Below are 17260 nucleotides of genomic sequence, written 5' to 3' on the forward strand. Positions count from 1 at the left end.
CTGCAGAAATGCACACCCATTTTTAACCGGAGATAACGCATGAACAAGACCGATCTGATCGCAGCGATCGCTGAGAAAACCAATCAGTCCAAGGTTGCTACGGGCGAGTTCCTGGATGCTGCCGTTGCCGTGATCGAAGAAACTGTTGCTGCTGGTGACTCGGTGACCCTGGTTGGTTTCGGCACTTTCAAGGCCGCCGCCCGCGCCGCTCGCGAAGGCAAGAACCCGAAGACTGGCGAAAAGATCAAGATCGCAGCGACGACCGTGCCGCGTTTCTCTGCAGGTGCCGGCTTCAAGACCAAGGTTGCTGCCAGCAAGCCGAAGAAGGCTGCCAAGAAGTAAGCTGCAATACCGGTTTCAGAACAGGGCACCTTCGGGTGCCCTGTTTGTTTTGTTCGCCCCGTTTTGCGTCTTGTTTGCCGCGATACCGTGCAGGAAAAAGCCGTTGCTTGTCGGCTTTGCGCCAAGCCTGGTCCATTCACCGCGAGGGGCTGGCGAATGTGATAGCATCGCCGGTTTGTTGGTTTTCTAGCCGGGCGTTTTTGCCGCGAACGAAAACAGTTTGCTTGCCGAAGTGATCTCGTTTGCTGTGTCCGCCCACTGTTCTGCTTCCAAGGATATTCCGCATGCAAACGAATGAAGTGACGCTTGGCGCGCTCGAGCGCCGCATCGACCTGACCGTTAACCTCAGCGACGTCGAAGCGCAGGTTTCAGAGCGCCTGAAGCGCTTGAGCCGTACCGTGAAGATGGCTGGTTTCCGCCCCGGCAAGGTGCCGATGAAAATGGTCGAGCAGTCCTATGGGCCCCAGGTTCGCAACGAAGTCCTGGGTGAGTCCGTCGAAAGCGCCTTCTCCAGAACGGTTCAGGAACAGAATTTGCGTGTTGCTGGCTATCCGAACATTGAGCCGAAGGCTTCTTCGGCCGAGGGCCAGATGGAATTCGTCGCGACTTTCGAAGTCTTCCCCGAAGTGGTGGTGGGTGATCTCGCCGCTGCCGAAATCGAGCGTCCGCAGCTGAGCGTTGGCGAAGCTGAAGTTGAGCGCACGATCGAAGTGCTTCGCAAGCAGCGCACCAGCTATGAGAAGGTTGAGCGCGCCTCGGCAGAAGGCGATCGCGTGGTAATCGATTTCACCGGCCGCAAGGATGGCGAGGTGTTTGAAGGTGGCCAAGCCAGCGATTTTGCCGTGGTTATCGGCAGCGGTCAGATGCTTCCCGATTTCGATGCAGCGCTGGCTGGGCTCTCGATCGGTGAAAGCAAGACCTTTGATCTGACCTTCCCGGAACAGTATCAGGCTGCGAATCTCGCGGGTCAGACCGTTCAGTTCGAAATCACCATGAAGGGTGTTGAAGGTCCGATTCTTCCTGAGGTTGATGCGACCTTCGCAAAGGCGCTGGGCGTGGTGGATGGTGATGTCGCCAAGATGCGTGAAGAGATCAAGGCCAATCTCGAGCGCGAAGTGGCACGTCGTATCCGTGCCCGTGTGCGTGATCAGGCCCTGGACGCCCTGAACAAGGCCTGCAGCTTCGAGGTGCCGAAGGCTCTGGTTGATGGCGAAGCAGGCCGCATGGCTGAGGCTGCCAAGCGCGATCTCGCTCAGCGTGGCGTCGATGTGAAAAACGTACCGGTCAGCAAGGACTGGTTTACCGAGCAGGCAGCCAATCGTGTCAAGCTTGGGCTCGTTGTTTCCGAAATCGTTGGCAAGAACGGCCTCGCAGCCAAGCCGGAGCAGATTCGCGCTCGCATCGAGGATATGGCTCAAACCTACGAACAGCCGGACGAAGTGGTGCGCTGGTACTACTCCAAGCCCGAGAATCTGCGCGATATCGAGGATTCTGTGGTTGAAGACAATGTTGTCGAATGGGTGCTCGCTCAGGCGAAAGTCGCCGACAAGGGCTTTACTTTTGAAGAGCTGATGGAGCAATCTCAGGCTGCGTAAGCTCAGTGAGGAACGGAGTCGGTCGGTTTGGGCCGGCTCCGGCTTGATGATGACTGAAGGGGGACGGCTTTGAAATTCTCAAACACGCAGCACTCTGATTGGGATCCGGTGGGCCTGGGCCTCGTGCCCATGGTGGTCGAACAAAGCGGTCGCGGCGAGCGCTCCTACGACATCTATTCGCGTTTGCTCAAGGAACGCGTGGTGTTTCTCGTGGGCCCGGTCAACGATGTGACGGCCAACCTGATTGTTGCCCAGCTTCTGTTCCTTGAATCCGAGAATCCGGACAAGGATATTTATTTCTATATCAACTCACCGGGTGGTTCCGTGACTGCCGGCATGTCGATTTACGACACGATGCAGTTCATCAAACCGAACGTGAGCACGCTCTGCATTGGTCAGGCTGCCAGCATGGGCGCATTCCTGCTCGCTGCAGGTGCCGAGGGCAAGCGTTTCTCCCTGCCGAATTCCCGCATCATGATTCACCAGCCGCTTGGCGGATTCCAGGGTCAGGCTTCGGACATTGAGATTCACGCTCGCGAGATTCTTTCTCTGCGCGCGAAACTCAATGACATGCTGGCCAAGCACACGAAGCAGCCGGTCGAACGGATCGAGAAAGATACGGACCGCGACAACTTCATGTCTGCTGAAGAAGCCTGCGCTTACGGCCTTGTCGACAAGGTTCTGACCAGCCGTGGCGACGTGGCCTGAGTCGATCATCTCTTTTAAGGAAGGCTGAAAATGACGGACAAGAAGTCTGGCAGCGAGAAGCTGCTTTACTGTTCGTTCTGCGGCAAGAGTCAGCATGAGGTTCGCAAGCTGATCGCGGGGCCCTCCGTATTCATCTGTGATGAATGCATTGACCTCTGCAACGACATCATTCGCGATGAAATCGGCAGCGATGCTTCTGGCCGTATGGACAAAGGCGAGCTGCCCACGCCTCGCGAAATCGCGGAAATCCTCGATCAGTACGTAATCGGGCAGGGGCCGGCCAAGCGTATCCTGGCCGTGGCGGTGTACAACCACTACAAGCGCCTGCGCCATCAATCGAAGGCGACGGACGAGGTCGAGCTTGCCAAGAGCAACATCCTGCTCATCGGCCCGACCGGTTCCGGCAAGACGCTGCTGGCCCAGACGCTCGCTCGTCTGCTTAATGTTCCTTTCGTGATGGCTGACGCCACGACACTTACCGAAGCCGGTTACGTCGGTGAGGATGTGGAGAACATCATCCAGAAGCTTCTGCAGAAGTGCGACTACGATGTGGAGCGCGCTCAGCAGGGCATCGTCTATATCGACGAAATCGACAAGATTTCGCGCAAATCGGACAACCCCTCCATCACCCGTGATGTGTCGGGCGAGGGGGTGCAGCAGGCGCTGCTGAAGCTCATCGAAGGCACGGTTGCTTCGGTGCCGCCTCAGGGCGGGCGCAAGCATCCGAATCAGGACTTCGTTCAGGTCGACACGGCCAACATCCTGTTCATTTGTGGCGGCGCCTTCGACGGTCTGGAAAAAGTGATCCGGAATCGTACCGAAACGGTCGGCATCGGATTCGGTGCCGAGGTGCGCAGCAAGACGGATATCAAGGTTTCCGAGGCTTTCCGTCAGTGCGAACCGGAAGATCTGATCAAGTTCGGCCTGATCCCTGAGTTCATCGGCCGTCTTCCTGTCGTGGCTACGCTGCAGGAGCTGGACGAGGCAGCACTGATCCAGATTCTGATCGAGCCGAAGAATGCGCTGATCAAGCAATACGCCAAGCTCTTCTCGATGGAAGGTGTCGAGTTGGAAGTACGGCCTGCTGCGTTGCAGGCAATTGCCAAGCGAGCCATCAAGCGTCGCTCCGGCGCACGTGGTTTGCGCTCCATTCTCGAGAGCGTGCTTCTGGATGTCATGTATGAACTGCCCGGCATGGAAAATGTCGAAAAGATCGTGGTGGATGAAAACACCATCGAATCCGGCGCAGCCCCGCTTCTGATGTATTCGGAGCAAGCGAAGGTTTCAGGTTCGAACTGAGCTGTTTCCCGACGGCTCGGTCGGGCTTGAAACCCCGGTTGTCACCCTCATGTAGCAAGCGTGCAGCCTCATTAGGACAAAAACATGACTAGCAAGCCTGAGCTCCCCCCTGAAGTGATCGAACTGCCCCTGTTGCCCCTGCGTGACGTGGTGGTTTTTCCCCACATGGTGATTCCGCTGTTTGTGGGTCGTCCGAAGTCGATCAAGGCACTCGAAGTTGCCATGGAGGCTGGCAAGAGCATTCTTCTCGTGGCGCAGAAATCCGCCGCGAAAGATGAGCCCTCGGCTGACGATCTGTATGACATCGGGTGCGTCGCCAACATTCTCCAGATGCTCAAGCTGCCTGACGGAACCGTGAAGGTTCTGGTCGAGGGTACGCAGCGTGCCCGCCTTGAACGCGTCGAAGAGCAGAAAGCGCTGTTCGTGGCCGAGGTTACGCCGGTCGCGAACGATGAGCGTGGTACGCACGAAGTCGAAGCCATGCGGCGTGCCATCATCAGCCAGTTCGACCAGTACGTTAAGCTCAACAAGAAGATCCCGCCTGAGATCCTGACTTCTTTGGGGGGTATTGAAGAGGCCGGACGTCTGGCGGACACCATTGCCGCCCATCTTCCGCTCAAGCTTGAGCAGAAGCAGGCTGTGCTTGAACTCTTCAACGTGGGTGAGCGACTCGAACGCCTGCTCTCTCAACTCGAAACCGAACTCGACATCCTTCAGGTCGAGAAGCGTATCCGTGGCCGCGTAAAGCGCCAGATGGAGAAAAGCCAGCGCGAGTACTACCTCAACGAGCAGGTCAAGGCGATCCAGAAGGAGCTTGGTGAGGGCGAAGACGGCGCGGATCTCGAAGAGCTCGAGAAGAAGGTCAACACTTCCGGTCTTTCCAAGGAAGCGCTTGCCAAGGCCCAGTCCGAGCTCAAGAAGCTCAAGCTGATGTCGCCGATGTCTGCAGAGGCTACGGTCGTTCGCAACTTCATCGAAACGCTGACCGGACTGCCCTGGAAGAAGAAGTCTCGCATCAGCAAGGATCTGGCCGAAGCACAGAAAGTGCTCGACAAGGATCACTTCGGGCTCGATAAGGTCAAGGAACGCATCCTTGAATATCTGGCTGTGCAGCAGCGCGTTGATCGCCTGAAGGCTCCGATCCTGTGTCTGGTTGGCCCTCCTGGTGTGGGGAAGACCTCGCTCGGGCAGTCGATCGCCAAGGCAACGAATCGCAAGTTCGTTCGCATGGCACTGGGTGGCGTGCGCGATGAAGCTGAAATCCGCGGTCACCGCCGGACCTATATTGGTTCCATGCCCGGCAAGATCCTGCAGAACATGACCAAGGTTGCGGTACGCAATCCGCTGTTCCTGCTCGACGAGGTTGACAAGATGGGTGCCGATTTCCGTGGCGACCCGTCGTCTGCCTTGCTGGAAGTGCTCGACCCTGAACAGAACTCGACCTTCGTCGACCACTATATCGAGGTGGAATACGACCTCTCCGAAGTCATGTTCGTGGCCACGGCGAATTCGTTCAACATTCCAGCTCCGCTGCTGGACCGCATGGAGATCATTCGTCTGTCCGGTTACACCGAAGACGAGAAGGTCAATATTGCCCAGCGTTATCTTCTGCCCAAGCAGATGAAGAATAACGGCGTCAAGGCGAACGAATTATCGGTTACGGAAGAGGCGCTTCGCGACATCATCCGTTACTACACTCGCGAGGCGGGCGTGCGCAGTCTTGAGCGCGAGGTTTCCAGAATTTGCCGCAAAGTGGTGAAGGCGCTCGTGTTGAAGAAGCGCGAATCCAAGGTGATCGTCAACGCGAAAAACCTGGACAAGTATCTCGGCGTGCGTCGATTCTCCTTCGGAATGGCCGAGAAGGAGAATCAGGTCGGGCAGGTGACAGGCCTGGCCTGGACGGAAGTAGGTGGCGAACTCCTGACCATCGAGGCGGTCAATCTCCCTGGCAAGGGCAAGATCATCACGACCGGCAAGCTGGGCGAGGTGATGCAAGAGTCGATTCAGGCGGCCTTGTCTGTCGTGCGAAAGCGCGCCCGGCAACTCGGTATTGCCGAGGACTTCCACTCCAAGAGCGATATTCACATCCACTTGCCGGAAGGTGCTACCCCCAAGGACGGGCCCTCGGCCGGTATCGCGATCGCCTCAGCGCTGGTTTCTGTGCTGACAGGTATTCCGGTTCGGGCAGATGTGGCGATGACGGGTGAAATCACCTTGCGTGGAGAGGTCTTGCCGATCGGTGGGCTGAAGGAGAAGCTGCTTGCGGCGGTGCGTGGCGGTATCCAGAAGGCGCTGATTCCGGAAGAGAACGTGAAGGATCTGGCTGACCTTCCGCCTGATATCAAGGATCGTATTGAGATCGTTCCGGTGCGCTGGTTCGACAAGGTGCTGGAACACACGCTGGAGCGTCAGCCCGAGCCGCTGCCTGATTCGACTGAAGTGGCTGCAGCACCTGCCATTGCAGAGGCGGAGACCGAGGACGGATCAGGAACCGGTGTGGTTACCCACTGACAAAAAACGGGTCTGGTACATCCAGGCCCGTTTTTCCGTCGGCTATCTGCTCTCAAGCCGTTTTTTCGCAGGCCGATATATGATCACGGTTCAGGGCATTGCTGCCCGTGTTCAGGAGTTTGAATGTCTCAATCTGCTGTTTCGCAGGCATCCGGCGTCCGTGCCGGCGTGCTGTCGCTGAATATCAATTCCAAGACGGCCTTGTATGCGGCCTACATGCCCTTCTTGAAAGGCGGCGGCTTGTTCATTCCGACCAATCGTGCCTATGTGTCCGGCGATGAGATTTTCATGCTTTTGCAGTTGATGGATGATCCCCAGAAGCTGGCCGTCAAAGGCAAGGTTGTGTGGCTCACGCCTGCAAACGCCCAGAATGGCAAGACGCAGGGCGTGGGGGTGCAGTTCGAGCCCGACGAGGGCGGCACGGCCGTCAAGATCAAGATCGAGCAGATTCTCGGTGGAGCCATCGGGTCCAATCGCCCAACCCATACGCTTTGATCTTGTTACGCGATGTACCGGGAACCGGGCTTGTGAGCCCGGTTTTTTGTTTCAAAGGGACGTTTCATGTATGTAGATTCACATTGCCATATCGATTTTGAAGATCTCGTTGCGCAGGGCGATGCATTGTTTGACCGCATGAGTGCCGCCAAGGTCAGTCATGCCGTGTGTATTGGCGTCAATCTCGAAAACATCGGGCGAGTGTTGGAGTTGGCGAACTCCCGTGCGAACCTCTTCGCGACTGTTGGGGTGCATCCGGAATACACCGAAGGCGAGGAACCCGATCTGGACCGTCTTGTAGCATTGGCAGCTGACCCGAAAGTGATTGCGATCGGAGAAACGGGCCTGGACTACTACTGGCACAAGGACAAGCCGGAATGGCAGCGTGATCGTTTTCGTACGCATATCCGTGCTGCTCGGGCCTGCAAGAAGCCGCTCGTTATTCATACCAGGGATTCGGCAGAGGACGTGATCAGGATTCTTTCAGAAGAGCAGGCCGAGGAGGTTGGTGGCGTCATGCACTGCTTTACCGAAAATCTTGAGGTGGCGCGTGCCGCCATCGAACTTGGATTCTGCATCTCCTTCTCCGGCATTCTCACCTTCAAGAATGCGACACAGGTGAAGGATGTTGCGGCCGCCGTTCCGCTCGACCGGATCCTCATAGAAACGGATTCCCCTTATCTGGCGCCCGTGCCTCATCGAGGGAAAATGAACGAGCCCTCCTACGTTCCGCATGTGGCCGCAGAACTGGCCAGGCTGCGGGGTATCACGCTTGAGGAGGTAGCTGCTGCTACGACAGCCAACTTCTTCCGGCTCTTCAGAACGGCTTTGGTAACACCCTAAGGGTTGCTGGATTGCGCGCCTGTATCTTTTACTGGCGGGGATGGACTGTGCGGACTGAACTGCGCACAGGACCGGCACGTGCAGGGAATAGAGGGCTATCGTGTTGATGCCGCTCTGAGCATCGGATCTGGCCTATTGCATGAGAGGCTCGCTGATCGGGCGCCGCACCGGTGACCCCGTGCGGAGCGCTCAGGATAGCGGGCACCGGCGCCTCGAGAAGCCGCGGGTGGCGATCCGCGGCTCTGTGCAGGACTGTTGCCTTCAGCTCGGGCAGTTCAGTCCGTATGAGCGGAAAATGATCTTTGCCGACTCCGTGGCTTCTGGGGATGGCGCATGGATGTCGGCCAATTCGTATTTCATGCCCATTTGTTCCCACTTGAAGCGACCAAGCTGGTGGAACGGCAGCACATCAACACGTTGCACGTTTCCGAGTGAGGCCGCGAAGGATGCGACCCCCTTGATGTTGTCGGCCGCGTCGGTGTGTCCGGGGACAAGCACGAAGCGCAGCCAGATCGGACGGCCGCGCGCAGCCAGCCGGCGTGCAAATGCCAGAACCGGTTCAACGTGTTTGGCAGTGACCTTGAGGTGGGTGGCAGGATCCCAGCTCTTGATGTCCAGAAGGAAGAGATCAATCTTGGACAGATCTTCGTCGGTCAGCCGGTCTCCCAGGTAGCCGTTTGTATCCAGCGCCGTGTGTATTCCCAAGTCATGAGCGCCACGAAGGATGTTCATGACGAAGGGCGCCTGAACCAGCGGCTCACCACCCGATATCGTGACGCCACCGCCGGCGAAGCGCAGGTAGTCCTTGTATTTCTTGAGCTCGTCCAGGATGTCGTCTGCGCAGACGATCTGGCCGTTCTTCATTTTCCAGGTGTCGGGGTTGTGACAGTAGGTACAGCGGAATTCACAACCCGTGGTCCAGAACACCACACGCATTCCCGGGCCGTCGACGGCCGAGCCGGTTTCCTCAGAGTGAAGGAAGCCCCACCGTCCTTCTTTTGCCATGCGTTCCGCTTCGGCATCATCGATCTGGTTTTCGTTCGCGCGCAGCTCGTATCGGCTGGCTTTGAGCGGACGTGTATTGCCTTGATTTTCCGGGGTCATCTATCGGGCACGTTCCATGAAGTAAAAGGTCTCGGCACCGTTGGCACAGTACCGAGACCTGAGTGTGACGCAATCGGCAGTGATCGGGAAAGGGAACTTCAGTCCCTTTCCCGGGAGCAGATCAGACCTCGCCGTGGAAGGTGCGGTTGATCACGTCAAGCTGCTGTTCCTTGGTCAGCTTGATGAAGTTCACCGCATAACCCGAAACACGGATGGTCAGTTGCGGATACTTCTCCGGATTTTCCATTGCGTCGATCAGCGTGTCACGGTTGAGCACGTTGATATTGACGTGGAAACCCGTCGTGCCGAAGAAACCATCCAGCGAGCGTGCCAGGTTGGCGACCTGATCGGTACGGGTGTTGCCCAGACCGCTCGGCACGATGGAGGATGTCAGCGAGATACCGTCCTGGCAGTGCTCGTACGGGATCTTGGCGACCGACATCGCGGACGCAATGAAGCCCATCTTGTCACGGCCATGCATCGGGTTAGCACCCGGTGCGAAAGGCTCGCCAGCGCGACGACCGTCCGGCGTGTTGCCGGTTGCCTTGCCATACACGACGTTCGAGGTGATGGTCAGCACCGATTGGGTGTGCAGCGCGTTGCGGTAAGTCGGATGCTTGCGCAGCTTGTTCATGAAGGTTTCGGCCAGCCACGAAGCGTACTGGTCGACACGATCGTCGTTGTTGCCGAATTTCGGGAAATCGCCTTCGATCTGGTAGTCAGTGATCAGGCCCTTGTCGTCGCGGACAACCTTGACCTTGGCATTCTTGATGGCGGACAGCGAGTCAGCAACCACCGACAGACCGGCAATGCCGAAAGCCATCGTGCGCAGCGGGTTGTAGTCATGCAGCGCCATTTCGATACGCTCGTAAGCGTACTTGTCGTGCATGTAGTGGATGCAGTTCATGGCATTCACATAGGTGCGGGCCAGCCACTCCATCGCGATATCGAACTTTGCCATCACATCGTCGAATTCCAGATACTCCGTCTTGACCGGCTCGAAAGCGGGCATGACCTGGTCACCCGAGACTTCGTCGCGACCGCCGTTGATTGCGTAGAGCATGCACTTGGCGAGGTTCACACGAGCGCCGAAGAGTTGCATCTGCTTGCCGACGCGCATGGCGGAAACGCAGCAGGCGATGGCGGTGTCGTCACCCCATGCCGGACGCATCAGTTCGTCGGACTCGTACTGGACGGACGAGGTGTCGATCGAAACCTTCGAGCAGAACTGCTTGAAGCCTTCCGGCAGCTTGGGCGACCAGAACACGGTCATGTTGGGCTCCGGTGCCGGTCCAAGCGTGTAGAGGGTGTTCAGGAAGCGGAAGGAGTTCTTGGTTACCAGCGCGCGGCCGTCTTCCGACACGCCACCAAGGGACTCGGTCACCCAGGTCGGGTCGCCGGAGAACAGCGCATCGTATTCCGGCGTACGCAGGAAGCGAACGATACGGAGCTTGATGACGAAGTCATCAATGATTTCCTGGGCTTGAGATTCGGTGATCGTGCCTTCAGCCAGATCGCGTTCGAAGTAGGCGTCGAGGAAGGTGGAGGTGCGGCCCAGCGACATGGCGGCGCCGTTCTGCTCCTTCACGGCGGCCAGATAACCGAAGTACAGCCACTGCACGGCTTCCTTGGCGGTGCTTGCAGGCTTGGAGATATCAAAACCGTACTTGCTGGCCATGACCTTCAGCTCTTTGAGGGCCTTGACCTGTTCGGACAGCTCTTCGCGGTCACGGATGATTTCGTCGGTCGAGTGGGCGCCATCGATGCTGCGCTTCTCGGCTTGCTTGGCTGCGATCAGCTTGTCGACACCGTAAAGGGCGACACGACGATAGTCGCCGATGATGCGGCCGCGGCCGTAAGCGTCGGGCAGGCCGGTCACGATGTGCGAGGAGCGAGCCTTGCGCACATCTTCCGGATAGGCATCAAAAACGCCGTCATTGTGGGTCTTGCGATACTTCGTGAAGATCTCGCGAACCTTGGGATCGGCTTCGTAGCCGAAGGCTTTCAGCGAGGTCTCGACCATGCGCCAGCCGCCATTCGGGAAAATGGCACGCTTGAGCGGGGCTTCGGTCTGCAGGCCGACGATGACTTCATTGTCCTTGTCGATGTAGCCGGCATCGTGGGCGGTGATGGAGGTCGGGATCTGGGACACGTCCAGAACGCCTTTTTCGCGCTCCTTGACGAAGAGTTCGGAAAGCTTGGCCCAGATCGCGGTGGTGCGGGGGGTAGCAGGGGCCAGGAATGTATCGTCGCCTTCATACGAAGTGACGTTCTTCTGGATGAAGTCGCGGACTTCAACCTTTTCCTGCCATTCGCCGCCCTTGAAACCGCGCCATGCATGGGCAACAGCTGCATCGAGGGTGAGAGTGTCACGTTCAGACATAAGAACCTCCAGTGATTGAATCAAAACCTGTGTGCCCCGATCGGGCCTTTCAAGGCCGGTCGCCATTGTGTGCCGCCCGGCTGCGTATTCCTTGAGTCCTGTACATCGGGGCGGGATGTCTTCACCGCGCCCTGTACTCTGTGGCCCCAATGCTAGATATTGTTAGAAGTGAATCCGAATCGAATGTTCGGATTTCGACATAAAGGATTGTGAAGGTGCGGCGCAGCAATTTTGATTGCTGTGTAACCTCATGATTTAAAACGTTTAAAAAGTGATTTTGAGGGGTTTCAGACAAAAGCGGATTTGAATGCACCCTCCGGGGCCGAAAACAGAAACGATTTTTCATGATCTATCTCAATTCGGGCCCGGAGGCGCCCCCCGGCGATACCGCTTTATTGCCTCAGCTAGAACTCTAGTCCGCGTGCTCGCGAAGTAAATCACTTACATCGCAACAAGGCTCTGACGACCCCACCAACTCTGACTCGCTTCGAGCTCAACCGGCTTGGTGATTGCCCCGGCTTCAACGCAGAGGAAACGCCGGAATGCGTTGTCCGGCAAATCTCCGATGGCGGCGCAGGTCTGCTCCCAGGGATTCCAGACCACGGTATCGGGCATGTTTTCGGTGTTGATGCCCAGCGCCTGGCGATCTTCCCGGAGCAGGAGCGGATTGGCGGTTTCCCTGTAAAGGCGTGTCGTTTCCCGATCAATGGAAACGAATGTGCCAGTCTCGGTATGCTCAGTACCCGTCAGCAGGTCGCGGTATTGCTGACCCCGCAGGCCTTCCAGTTGAACTTCCTCGGCTTCCTTGACCCTCATGTAGGTATGAAGCGCGGCAGTGAAGCTCAGCGAGGCGTCACCGGTGTTTTCGACTTCGAACTCCATATCCAGGCGTGCGCCCGTGATGCTGATGCTGAATTCGGCGGCAAATGGGTGAGGCCAGATGGCACGGGTTTCGGGGGTGTCGGTGATTCTGAAAACCGCCATGGCGAAATCATCGCCGCCGCGTGCCAAAACCTTGCTCCATTGCATGTTGCGAACGAAGCCATGCTGCGGCAGGGGCCCCGTCTTGCCGAATTGGGGAAAGCAGATCGGCACACCGCCGCGAATCGCCGCGCCGTTGTCGTAGACGGCTTGCTCGGAGAGGTAGATTCGCTCTTCTCCACCAGCGGGTTTCCAGGAAACCAGATGAGCGCCATGAAGCAGAATGATGGCTTCGGCACCGGCGGGTGTGGTCAGGGAGACGGCGGGAACGCCATTAAAAGTGATGTCTTGCGTGCTGGCTTGTGGCATGTGTCGAGTTCCATGACAGGTTGAATCAGGCATCGGGGTGGCAGAAACAGTCGGTCGTATGGTCGTTGACCATGCCGCTGGCCTGCATGAAGGCGTAACAGATCGTAGTGCCGACAAACTTGAAGCCGGCTTTGCGCAGTGCTTTCGACATGGCGTCGGACTCGGCGGTAGAGGCTGGAACAGCCGAGAGATCCTGTGGCGAGCGGATGAAGGGTTTTCCATCCACAAAGCGCCAGAGATATTCCGCCACGCTGCCATGCTGCGCTCTCAGGGCGATCCAGGCGGCTGCATTGCCGATCGCGGCCTGGATCTTGGCCCGGTTCCGGATGATCCCGGCGTTGTTCATCAGGCGGGTCACATCGGTCTCGTCGTAAGCTGCGATCCGCTCGATATGGAATCCGTCGAAGGCTTGGCGATAGTTGTCCCTTTTTTTCAAGACGGTGATCCACGACAGGCCGGCTTGTGCAGCCTCAAGGCAGAGAAGTTCGAACAGGCGCTGCTCATCGTGGCAGGGAACGCCCCATTCCCGGTCGTGGTAGTCCCGATAGATCGGGTCGGCAGAGGTGGCCCAGTTGCCGAGCCAGGCACAACGCGTCCGGGAGCCGCTCATTCGGAGAGTTCGCTGATGGGACGCAGGATGCGAATGTGCGGCAGTCCCTTCATTTTGCCGATCAGGCTCAGCACGCCTCTCGCGACGTGCGCGGAGTCAAGGTGGCGCTGGTGATCTTCCCGGTTGCGCCAGGTTTCGATCGTGTTGAGCTGATAAGGCTGCGTCGAATCGACGTAGACGTCGAAGCGGATGCATCCTTCCTCCTGCCGGCAGAGGTTCGCAAGAGCGGAAAGCGTTTCGAGGACTTCCGGGAAGTGCTCGGGCAAGGCTTCTGCCAGGGTGATGACGTGGATCTGGGTTCCGCTCATGTCGTGTGTGAAGTGGATTCGAGAGGGTACGCGATTGTCATTCGGCCAGATTGGCCTTGGCAAGGTCGAGCGTGCCATGCTTGAGAGATTTGTCGTCAGGATCACTGCGCAGCTCGAAACCGATCCGTTCGACAAAGCGAAGCATGCGGGCGTTGCTCGTCAGGAATTCGCCCTTCATCGTCTTGAGGCCGCGCTGCCAGGCAGTCTTGATAAGAAGGCCCATCAGGCGCCGCCCAAGACCGCTGTGCTGGAATTCGTCCGACACGACGATCGCGAATTCGCAGCTCGTGCCGTCCGGATTGGTCGTGAAACGGCAGACGCCGATCTGCTGTTCAAGATCGTCGATTTCACGCGTCGCGATGAAGGCGAGCTCGCGGTCATAGTCGATCTGCGTGAGCTTGGCCAGCAGCGCTGGCGAGAGTTCGCGCATGGCGCTCATGAAGCGGAAGTACTTGGTCTCTGGAGACAGCCTGCGCACGAAGTCCTGGTTGAGCTCGGCATCTTCCGGTTTGATGGGGCGGACGGTGATGGGCGTGCCATCCTTGAGCGTCCAGTGCTGTACGAGATTGCCTGGGTAGGGGTGGATGGCCATGTGCCCGTAATGGGGTGAGTGCCGGGAAACCTGCGTAATCTCGATGCGGGTGTCGGAGATCTCGAGTCCGCGATCATCGATATTGAGCGGATTGATTTCGAGCGACAGGATGGCCGGCATCTCGCAGATGATGTCCGAGATGCGGAGCAGGGTGTGTTCGAGTGCCTCGAGATTGGCCGCCGGCAATCCGTCGAGGGCGCCGAGGAGCCGGCTGGCATGAGTATTCTGCAGCAGGTCGCGAACCAGAAAGGCGTTCAGCGGAGGCAGGGCCACGGCGCGATCCGGCCAGTAGTTGGGGTCAAGGCTGCGCTCGCCGATTCCGATGACGGGGCCGAACACCGGATCGCGCCACACCTTCAGCATCAGCTCACGCGTGTTCCGGCTCTGCCAGGCAGGTTCGATGCACATCGCACCGGACTCTTCCGGCGTGAGGTATTGGCCGAGCTGAACCGAGAGATCTTCCCAGGCCAGATGCAGGGCGACGGTGCTGGCCAGATTGTCCCGTCCGCCGAGGTTCTTCAGACGGGTGCCCGTGAGCGAAACGTCGGGTCGGAGATTGACCGGGAAACCCGTGTTCATCGCAATCTCGATGGCTTCTGCCGGCGAACGCGCGAGTCGGGATTCAACCACCGGAATGTGAAAGGCCGCGAGCAGAGCCAGCGACTCATGGCGCCGCAGCACCGTGCGGCGCGCCTTGAGTGCCGTGTCGATGATCGAGTGGGCAAGTTCGTGGAGCGGGTCTTTCTCTGATTCCAGCGGCGAGGGGACCTGGCTCAGCAGTTGCTGGTTGCGGTAGTAGGAGCTGATATGCGAGAACACATCGACGGCACTTTCCGGCGTTCGAAGTGACGGAATGCGAGCCTGGCGGAAAAGCTCGCGGGCTTCGAGACACGCGTCGTCACCCAGCCAGCAGGTCAGCACAGGTTTGTCCCCCTGCCTGGTCAGCTCTACAACACGACGTGCGACTTCCGTGGGGTGACTCATGGCCAGGGGCGAGAGCAGGCACAGAACGCCGTCGACGTTGTCATCGGCGAGCAGTGCTTCCAGTGCTGCGCCGTAGCGTGCCGGACTTGAGTCGCCGATGAGGTCAACGGGATTGCCGACAGAAGAATGGGAGGGCAGCAGGGCTTCCAGCCTTCCGATGGTTTGCGGCGTGAGGCGGGCGAGCTGGATGCCGAGGTCTCCGGCCCTGTCGGCCGCCATCACGCCCGGTCCTCCGCCGTTTGTAATGATCGCAAGCCTGTTGCCCCGTGGCCGGAAGTGAACGAACAGTCCCTTCAGGTTGCTCAGCAGTTGGGTGAGCGTTCCAAGCCGGATCACGCCGGAGCGGCGCAATGCGGCATCAAAGACGGCGTCGTCGCCAGTCACGGCGCCCGTGTGGGCCTGTGCTGCACGCGAACCCACCGGATGGCGCCCGACCTTCAGCACCATCACCGGCTTGACCCGGGCCGCGGCGCGAATCGCGCTGAGGAAGCGGCGCGCATCGCGAATGCCTTCGATGTAGACGAGGATGGCTTCTGTCCGGAAATCCCACACCAGGTAGTCAAGGATCTCGCCGAAATCGAGCTCGGCCGATACCCCCAGCGAAATCACGTTCGAGAACCCGACGCGATTGGGCTTGGCATAGTCGAGCACCGCAGAGCAGAGTGCTCCGGATTGCGAAACGAAGCCGATCGAGCCCGCCGTTGCCGAACTGCCTGCAAACGTGGCATTGAGACCGACCAGCGGGCGTGCGACGCCAAAACTGTTGGGACCCAGCACACGCATGCCGTAGCCGCGGGCGATGCTGACCGTGTCTGCTTCCAGTTGGGCGCCCAGCGCACCGCTCTCGCCGAAACCTGCAGAAAGTACGGCCGCTACCCTGACGCCAGCGCGGCCACACTCATCAACCAGTCCGGGAACCGTGCCGGCCGGCGTGGCTATGACGGCAAGGTCCACCTTGCCGGGAACGTCCTGGATATGGGCGTAGCAGGTAATCCCCTGAACGCTCTGATATTTCGGATTGATGGCGTGCAGCGCGCCCTTGAAACCCGCCTCACGCATGTTCCGGAGGAGGATGGCTCCGAGGGCGTCAGCACGCTCGGTGGCTCCGATGATGGCGACGCTGCGCGGTTCGAAGAGGGGAGACAGATAGTGTTTTTCGTCCACGGGCCACTCGGGGAGCTCATCTCGATGAAGGCTGACCGAAGTATGCATGATGGACATGCGTTCTGCTTCGCGGCTTGCCCCTATCGCGATGTCCGGAACAAAGGCCTTTGCGATGAGACAAACACTTCGCGGATCCGCCCTGGCCGATTCTGGCTGTTGACGCCGTCGATGATACAAAAAAAGCCCTCCTGAACTCAGGAGGGCTTGGTGTTCGACGCGTGAGCGTTCAGGCTGCTTTCTTGAGGGCGGCTGCGGCGACTGCCGGCTTGTTTCCGAGCGGAAGCACTTCACGACCGAACATTTCGTTCAGAACCTGTGCCGCTGCTGCATACATGGCCGAGGCACCGCAGAAGATCCCTTCCCAGCCAGCGAGGTGGGTGATGGCTTCGTTGCCGGTTGCATCACCGATCGCAAGCAGAGCGAAGAGCAGCGTCAGCGAGCCGAAAATAATTTGCGTGGCGCGGTTCAGCGTGAAGGTGCCGACGAACAGGAACGCCGTGAAGATGCCCCACAGCGTGAGGAAGGCCACCATGCCGCCGGCGCTGGTTGCGTCCATCAGGCCGGTCTTGGGGAAGCTGACGATGCCAACCAGAACCATCCAGAAGAAACCGTAGGAGGTGAAGGCGACGGTGCCGAAGGTGTTGCCTTTCTTCCATTCCATCAGGCCGGCGATGACCTGGGCAGCGCCACCGTAGAAAAGGCCCATCGACAGGATCATGGCATTCATGCTGAACAGGCCAGCGTTGTGCAGGTTCAGCAGAATGGTCGTCATGCCGAAGCCGAGCAGTCCGAGCGGGGCGGGGTTGGCGGTGAAATCGTTGTGGTTGGCATGCGCCATGGAATAACTCCGTTTATGGGAAAGTTCGGGTTTTCCCGGTGATCGGGAAGGCGCGGCATTTTGGCATTTCTTCCCATCCGCGTTGTTTTTCCAGATCAAATTTGCTGCGACTGATGGATAAATGTTTCTATGGGTCGATAGGTTTAATGAATGGATATGATCAGCCAGGAGCCCCCGATTCGCGCAAGCACGAG

General features: G+C 58.6%; 14 protein-coding genes. 7 read left to right on the plus strand and 7 right to left on the minus strand.

Annotated elements, in window-relative coordinates; genetic code table 11:
* Window positions 1-39 precede the first annotated feature (39 nt).
* The 7 genes from ABDB87_RS17035 to ABDB87_RS17065 all read left to right on the plus strand — a co-directional run bounded on the left by ABDB87_RS17035 (window position 40) and on the right by ABDB87_RS17065 (window position 7793).
* Window positions 40-342 carry an HU family DNA-binding protein gene (locus tag ABDB87_RS17035; protein ID WP_345929275.1) on the plus strand — a complete coding sequence of 101 codons (303 nt, stop codon included), beginning with the start codon at window positions 40-42 and terminating at the stop codon, window positions 340-342.
* A gap of 284 nt (window positions 343-626) precedes the next feature.
* Window positions 627-1937 carry a trigger factor gene (tig, locus tag ABDB87_RS17040; protein ID WP_345929394.1) on the plus strand — a complete coding sequence of 437 codons (1311 nt, stop codon included), beginning with the start codon at window positions 627-629 and terminating at the stop codon, window positions 1935-1937.
* Window positions 1938-2066: 129 nt separating this feature from the next.
* On the plus strand, window positions 2067-2645 hold the full coding sequence (clpP, locus tag ABDB87_RS17045; RefSeq protein ID WP_345929396.1) for an ATP-dependent Clp endopeptidase proteolytic subunit ClpP: 579 nt from the start codon (window positions 2067-2069) through the stop codon (window positions 2643-2645).
* Window positions 2646-2675: 30 nt separating this feature from the next.
* Window positions 2676-3944, plus strand: a complete 1269-nt coding sequence (gene clpX / locus ABDB87_RS17050) for an ATP-dependent Clp protease ATP-binding subunit ClpX (protein WP_345929276.1) — start codon at window positions 2676-2678, stop codon at window positions 3942-3944.
* A gap of 84 nt (window positions 3945-4028) precedes the next feature.
* Window positions 4029-6455 (plus strand): endopeptidase La, encoded by a 2427-nt coding sequence (gene lon / locus ABDB87_RS17055; protein WP_345929278.1) that lies wholly within the window; start codon window positions 4029-4031, stop codon window positions 6453-6455.
* Window positions 6456-6578: 123 nt separating this feature from the next.
* Entirely contained in the window at window positions 6579-6950 is a 372-nt protein-coding gene (locus ABDB87_RS17060; RefSeq protein WP_345929279.1) for a PilZ domain-containing protein, read from the plus strand.
* A gap of 66 nt (window positions 6951-7016) precedes the next feature.
* Entirely contained in the window at window positions 7017-7793 is a 777-nt protein-coding gene (locus tag ABDB87_RS17065; protein ID WP_345929280.1) for a TatD family hydrolase, read from the plus strand.
* A 261-nt stretch (window positions 7794-8054) separates the two neighbouring features.
* On the opposite strand, the gene pflA is transcribed toward ABDB87_RS17065, so the two are convergent.
* The 7 genes from pflA to ABDB87_RS17100 form a co-directional block, all read right to left on the minus strand.
* A complete protein-coding gene (gene pflA / locus ABDB87_RS17070) occupies window positions 8055-8897 on the minus strand; it encodes a pyruvate formate-lyase-activating protein (protein WP_345929282.1) in 843 nt (280 codons plus the stop codon).
* 121 nt (window positions 8898-9018) lie between these two features.
* Window positions 9019-11280, minus strand: a complete 2262-nt coding sequence (gene pflB, locus ABDB87_RS17075; protein WP_345929284.1) for a formate C-acetyltransferase — start codon at window positions 11278-11280, stop codon at window positions 9019-9021.
* Between the two features lie 441 nt (window positions 11281-11721).
* Window positions 11722-12570, minus strand: coding sequence for a D-hexose-6-phosphate mutarotase (locus ABDB87_RS17080; RefSeq protein ID WP_345929286.1), 849 nt, complete (start codon window positions 12568-12570; stop codon window positions 11722-11724).
* 25 nt (window positions 12571-12595) lie between these two features.
* Complete coding sequence (locus ABDB87_RS17085) at window positions 12596-13180, minus strand: DNA-3-methyladenine glycosylase I (protein ID WP_345929288.1); 585 nt, start codon at window positions 13178-13180, stop codon at window positions 12596-12598.
* Window positions 13177-13488, minus strand: coding sequence for a putative quinol monooxygenase (locus ABDB87_RS17090; protein WP_345929290.1), 312 nt, complete (start codon window positions 13486-13488; stop codon window positions 13177-13179). The genes ABDB87_RS17085 and ABDB87_RS17090 overlap by 4 nt, the downstream gene beginning before the upstream one ends.
* A 37-nt stretch (window positions 13489-13525) precedes the next feature.
* A complete protein-coding gene (locus ABDB87_RS17095; protein ID WP_345929292.1) occupies window positions 13526-16228 on the minus strand; it encodes a bifunctional acetate--CoA ligase family protein/GNAT family N-acetyltransferase in 2703 nt (900 codons plus the stop codon).
* A gap of 226 nt (window positions 16229-16454) precedes the next feature.
* Window positions 16455-17165 carry an acetate uptake transporter gene (locus ABDB87_RS17100; RefSeq protein ID WP_345929294.1) on the minus strand — a complete coding sequence of 237 codons (711 nt, stop codon included), beginning with the start codon at window positions 17163-17165 and terminating at the stop codon, window positions 16455-16457.
* Between the last annotated feature and the right edge of the window lie 95 nt (window positions 17166-17260).

The organism is Uliginosibacterium paludis (assembly GCF_039631355.1).
Classification (GTDB): Bacteria; Pseudomonadota; Gammaproteobacteria; order Burkholderiales; family Rhodocyclaceae; genus Uliginosibacterium; species Uliginosibacterium paludis.